The organism is Anabaena subtropica FACHB-260, from assembly GCF_014697105.1.
GTDB lineage: Bacteria > Cyanobacteriota > Cyanobacteriia > Cyanobacteriales > Nostocaceae > Trichormus > Trichormus subtropicus.
The window spans coordinates 1-5,583 of sequence record NZ_JACJRF010000089.1; the positions used below are offsets into that span (position 1 = coordinate 1).

Sequence of the window (5,583 nt, forward strand, 5' to 3'; positions counted from 1 at the left end):
ATAGCGTTCCAAAGTTTATGCTAGTCATGGGGGAAGTTTGATTTGAGAAGCTGGTAACTTTCATCTTCTTACTTCTCCCGCCTTTTTTCTTAATTCACATTAGGCGTGAGATCCAATTAAATATCTAGTTTTGCTGGGTCTTGCAATGTAGAAAATTCGCCCATGATACTGGCTCTCTTAGGTGTCATTCAAAAAGCAGTAGCTTTCTTCTCAACCCAGTGTTAATGGTGCTTTTTAGCATTTTCAAGGAAAGTTTCTCTAAAAATAGAGTACATTTAGTTAGCTTTCATAAAGCTATCATAAATGAATGTTTACAGTTACTTCATTTAACATTAATGAAATAGGCGATAGATAAGAAAATACCCTCATAATCTATTACTTTAAAAAAAGATGTTGAATAAGAAGAATGTTTAAAGCCAATTGTTTATATTAACTTCAAATAACTTTTATATTGACATAATAATTAGCTCGATTTTTCTTTGAAAATGTACCGGATAAATACTTTCTGGTAATTATCAAAAGTTTAAACTTACTTTCAGGATATTTACGGGTTACTGTCAGTAATTTTATGGAACATAATGAATGACATAGCAAGCAAATCAACGTAAAAACCATGAAAGCTCGGAACTTATACTTAACTGTTGGCTTTGTTTTCAGCGCAATATTATCTACAGCTACTTCCGCTAAAGCAGCTAGTTTTATCAGCAACATCAGTCAGAATACTGATCCAAAAGCTGACATTTTATTGAATTCTATTACTCAAAATGGAAAGACCTTCAGCAATTTCTCTTATGTAAATAGTGCCAACATATTGTTCAATACTCCTAAAACTATCACACCACTTAATGATGGTGCAGCTAGTACGGATAAAGGAGACAAAGCAAATGCTCCACTACCACCGAATGAACAACCAACTGGTGCTGAGATTGCTGCTTACTTAGGTAACAACAACTTGAACAATATTATTGACACTGAAGACACAGGTTCTTTTGTGATTGATATCTTCTTCGACCATAAAATAGTAAAAGACCATTCAGGACTCGATAATATCTTCTATTGGGAACGTGGTCTAAATAGCTCCATAGGTATTCAAGCTCTTGATCATCTAGGAAATCTGATTGGTAATTTCATTACCATTACTCCAAGTCAACTGACCTATGCTGGCTTTAACATTGACACAACAGAAGTTACTGGCGCTCAACCTGTTGGTTCTTGGGGTATCAGCCTTGATTCATTGGGAGTAACCAGCCTCAGTGGTTTAAAACTTACAGCACACGGTAGCAACAACGGCCCTGATTTCAAAATTATTGCTAGAAAAACAACACCTGAACCAACAACCGTTCTGGGTTTAGGCGCAGTTGCAACCCTAGCTTTCTTGCGTCGTCGCCAATTCAAGTCCAATTTTCTTAAGTAATTTAGTGATATCAGTTTTCTATTAGATAGTATTTGATTGAATTTTTTCAAAATAAGCAAATTTAGTTGGATAGCTATAAGTGAAAGGGTTAGTCCCCTAAATTCTTCAAGAATTTAGGGATATTTTTTTAATTATTAAGGATTGCTATCCTTTTTAAGGAAGAGAATTATATGTGAATCAAGTTAGTTGTTTGCTCATTTTCATAACTGTAACTATTACTCCATTTTTCAACTGATGGGGAACTTTTTGTATAGCAGTAAATCCTAATCGCAAATAGAATCCTTCAGCATAAAGGCTAGCACTTGTAATGACTTTATCTACTCCTTGCTGAGTTGCTTGATGACAAAAATGCTCTACCAAAGCTTTGCCAATTCCTCGACCTTGATAACGAGGATGCACATATAAAGCGATTAATTCATCAATAATATAACTAGTAAACCCTACGATGTTATCATTCTCAACTGCAACCCAGAAAGTTTCTGACTTCATACTCTTCAAAATATTAGAACCATCTGGTTTTGTACGATAATTACGCCAAGCCAACAGTTCTTGGCGGGTGTAAAAAGTTGCAGGTAGAGCTTTGATAGCAGCAATGCGAATTGCACTCAATACCCACGCATCTTTTTCTTCAGCAGGTCGCAGAAATATGTCATGAGCATTCATCAATACCCTCGCCAAACAATAATTTAAATTAATGATAATTGCTATCTAATCAAATGTGAAATTACAGGAACTAAATCTGCTGGTTCTACAGGCTGGGAAATTCAGCCTCTATTATGTACTTTTCATTAATTTATCCGGTGTAGGAGATCAGAGCGATCGCCCCACCGTAAATTTTCATCATTCCAGTTCAGAAAACAAAAAATTTATCTAACATTTTGATACCCTAGATTGCATTTCCTAATTTTGAATTTTTGATGACTAATTATTTCCGTTCCAATGTTGAGGCGATGGCTAGTTATGTCCCCGGTGAACAGCCACCACGGGGTACACAGGTGATTAAACTCAACAGTAATGAGAACCCTTATCCCCCTTCGCCTGCGGCATTGGCAGCACTGCAAAATATTGATGGTGAATGGTTGCGGCGATATCCAGAACCGTTTGGAGGGGAGTTTAGACAAGCTGCAAGTCAAGTTTTAGGTGTGCCTAGTGATTGGATCATTGTAGGGAATGGCAGTGACGAAGTATTGAGTATGGTAATTCGTGCTTGTGCTGAACCTGGACATAAGGTGGTTTATCCGATGCCTACTTATGTCCTGTATCGTACACTTACTGAAATGCAGGCGGCGGATATTTTAGAAATTGCCTACAAAAAAGATAACGTTTTACCTTTAGCGGAATTAATTGCGGCTAATGGTGCAGTGACATTTATCGCATCTCCCAATAGTCCATCTGGTCATGTAGTGCCAAGTGATGACCTACGCAAGTTAGCCAGTGAGTTATCTGGGGTTTTAGTTATAGATGAGGCTTATGTAGACTTTGCTGAAGAAAGTGCCTTGGATTTAGTCCAGGAATATGAGAACGTCATTTTGATTCGGACACTTTCTAAGGGCTATTCCTTAGCAGGATTGCGTTTAGGGTTTGGAGTGGCGAATCCCAAATTACTGGATGGATTGTTTAAAGTGAAAGACAGTTATAACATTGATGCGATCGCCTGTGCTGTTGCAACAGCAGCCATTACTGACCAAGCTTATAAAAACGCCTGTGTAGCCAAGGTTAAAGCATCAAGAACTCAGCTAACATCAGACTTAAAAGAATTAGGTTTCCGGGTTGGGAATTCCCACGGCAATTTTTTACTAACCCAACCTCCTGAAAGAAATGCAGAATATCTCTATCAAAAACTCAAGGAACAGAAAATTTTAATCCGCTACTTCAAGCAACCAGGACTAGAAGATAAGCTACGCATCACTGTAGGTACTGATGAACAAAATCAAATATTGGTGCGGGCGTTGAGTGATTTGTTAGGGATGAGAAACTGAGAAAGATGAGATGGATTGTTTCTCTTATAAGACGCTGGAAGCACGCTCATAAGAGGTGAGCTTTTCAAGCTTTACCTCTTTTTATAAAATTGGATTCCTCTAGTGAACTAACAGGGATTTACCGACAATGAATTATCAACCATTATTTAGCGATCGCTTGGCTATCTTGGCTACAATGCACCAAAAAGAAAAGGTAATTGCTCCCCTCTTACAGCAGGAGTTAGGCATTAAGGTTACAGTACCATCGGATTTTAATACAGATATTTTCGGCACATTTACTAGCGAAATTAAACGTCCGGGAACGCAAATTTTTACAGCTAGATTAAAGGCCGAGAAAGCCTTAGAATTGACAGGAGAAAGTTTAGCGATCGCCAGTGAAGGTAGCTTTGCACCTCATCCATTAGTACCCTACATCTACTCTAATAGAGAAATCGTGGTTTTAATAGATAAAATCAATGATATAGAAATTATTGGTGAGGAATTATCTACAGATACTAACTTCAATCATCAAGTTGTAGAAAATTTAGATGAGGCATATATTTTTGCCCAGAAAGTTGGGTTTCCTGAACATGGATTAATTGTCTGGTTTGAAAATTTAGATAAGGGATGTAATGAAATAATCAAAGGTATTACAAAAGAAGTAGATTTTACAACGACGATTAATTTGTTCTTACAGAAATCTCCCAATTCCCGGGTAAATATTCAGACAGATATGCGGGCAATGTATAACCCCACGCGCATGAAGAATATCGAGAAAGCAACTCATAATTTGCTCAATAAAATTAACAGTTGTTGTCCCCAATGTCATATACCTGGATTTACCAGAACTGAAAACATTCCAGGATTACCCTGTGAACTTTGTTATATGTCAACTCCCTTAACACTAACAGCAATTTATCAATGTAAAAAATGTGGTTTTAGACAAGAAAAAAGATTTCCTGATGGTATAAAATTTGCTAATCCATCTCAATGTATGTATTGTAATCCCTAATTTGTAATTCACGAATACAGCCCTAGATTTGGGTGACAGTAATAAACACTCAATTCACAAAGGAATAAGGAATAGGGTATTAAACCCAATCAAAAGCAACTAACTATTGATGACTGAAACACGTAATGCAGTAAATTTTAATTTTAATAAATCCCCCCTTGCCAGGTAAAACATGGGGGGAGTATGGAGCTAAAGCCCGGTTGGGCAATCGGGCTATTAGTTATTTAGTATTTATTTGCTGTAATTTAATTCCTCCTAGAGATAGATAAATATATTATTGGTATTTCTTTAGTACATCTTGATCATAAAAAATCTCCCGTTACTTTCTAGCAACGGGTAGATTTAGAGTTAAAATTCGTCAGGTGATCGGAATATTTATTTATTTAGTATTTATTGCATTGTTTGCAATTCCACCAATGGATAGATAAATAATGCTTTTTTGAGATGAAAAATGTATATCTAAACACTAGCTTGAAGATAAAGGTTATACCAATTTGAAAAATAATGGCGACAAAAGTAAAGAGAAAACCTAGATGCACCAAGCGGTTTCCAATCCAAAATCATTCTTGAAAAAAGTGCTTCAACGAGGGAAACCTGCCCACGCGAAAAATTACTTGACTGAACTTGACTACTTTCTAGATAAACTCAATGGCAATTGAACTATGAAGGTAGTCAAACCTTGACTACTTGTAACTTCTATTTTGCCTTGAATGTACTGCACTAGCTTTTTTACTAATGATAATCCCAAACCTGTACCGCTAGTTCGCTGATAATCATTTTGAGGAATCTGGTAAGATTGGTCAAAAACAGACAATTTTTCTGTTGTTTTGTTTTGAGTAAGTCGGTAGAAAGGTTCAAAAATCCGAGATTGCTCTGCTAAAGGAACTTCTACGCCAGAATTGTTAATTCTGATTTGAAAATAGGGTAATGAAGAGACATAGGATAAACTAGATTGAGCATCTTCCCCCTTTAAGTTTTTTGAATTTTGGTAGAAATGGACTGTTACGGTAATCCGCTCATGAGGAGGAGTATATTTGCAAGCATTCATGAGCAGTTCTGATACAATTCGGTTCAGGATATTTGCGTCAGATACAGAAATGTTGAAAGCTGATACAAAACTTTACATTCTTAGTTAGACTAACTCCAAAAGTCCTAAAATAGTCAACATAACATTATCTCCTCAAACCAATGAACATAAC

5 protein-coding genes are annotated in these 5,583 nt (G+C 36.4%); 3 read left to right on the forward strand and 2 right to left on the reverse strand.

Features of this window, described 5'->3' with window-relative positions:
- The first annotated feature begins 613 nt into the window (after positions 1–613).
- On the forward strand, positions 614–1,414 hold the full coding sequence (locus tag H6G18_RS24330) for an exosortase-dependent surface protein XDP2 (protein ID WP_190409659.1): 801 nt from the start codon (positions 614–616) through the stop codon (positions 1,412–1,414).
- A gap of 177 nt (positions 1,415–1,591) precedes the next feature.
- Here H6G18_RS24330 and H6G18_RS24335 read toward each other — a convergent pair whose 3' ends face one another.
- Positions 1,592–2,077 (reverse strand): GNAT family N-acetyltransferase, encoded by a 486-nt coding sequence (locus H6G18_RS24335; RefSeq protein WP_190409660.1) that lies wholly within the window; start codon positions 2,075–2,077, stop codon positions 1,592–1,594.
- Positions 2,078–2,331: 254 nt separating this feature from the next.
- Between H6G18_RS24335 and hisC the strand changes: the two genes are divergently transcribed.
- Both hisC and H6G18_RS24345 read left to right on the forward strand, forming a co-directional pair.
- The gene (gene hisC, locus H6G18_RS24340) at positions 2,332–3,393 is read left to right on the forward strand and encodes a histidinol-phosphate transaminase (protein WP_190409661.1); all 1,062 of its coding nucleotides are present in this window, start codon (positions 2,332–2,334) and stop codon (positions 3,391–3,393) included.
- A 127-nt stretch (positions 3,394–3,520) separates the two neighbouring features.
- Positions 3,521–4,384, forward strand: coding sequence for a DUF6671 family protein (locus H6G18_RS24345; protein ID WP_190409662.1), 864 nt, complete (start codon positions 3,521–3,523; stop codon positions 4,382–4,384).
- A 628-nt stretch (positions 4,385–5,012) separates the two neighbouring features.
- Here H6G18_RS24345 and H6G18_RS24350 read toward each other — a convergent pair.
- Entirely contained in the window at positions 5,013–5,483 is a 471-nt protein-coding gene (locus H6G18_RS24350) for a sensor histidine kinase (RefSeq protein ID WP_313954461.1), read from the reverse strand.
- Positions 5,484–5,583: the final 100 nt, after the last annotated feature.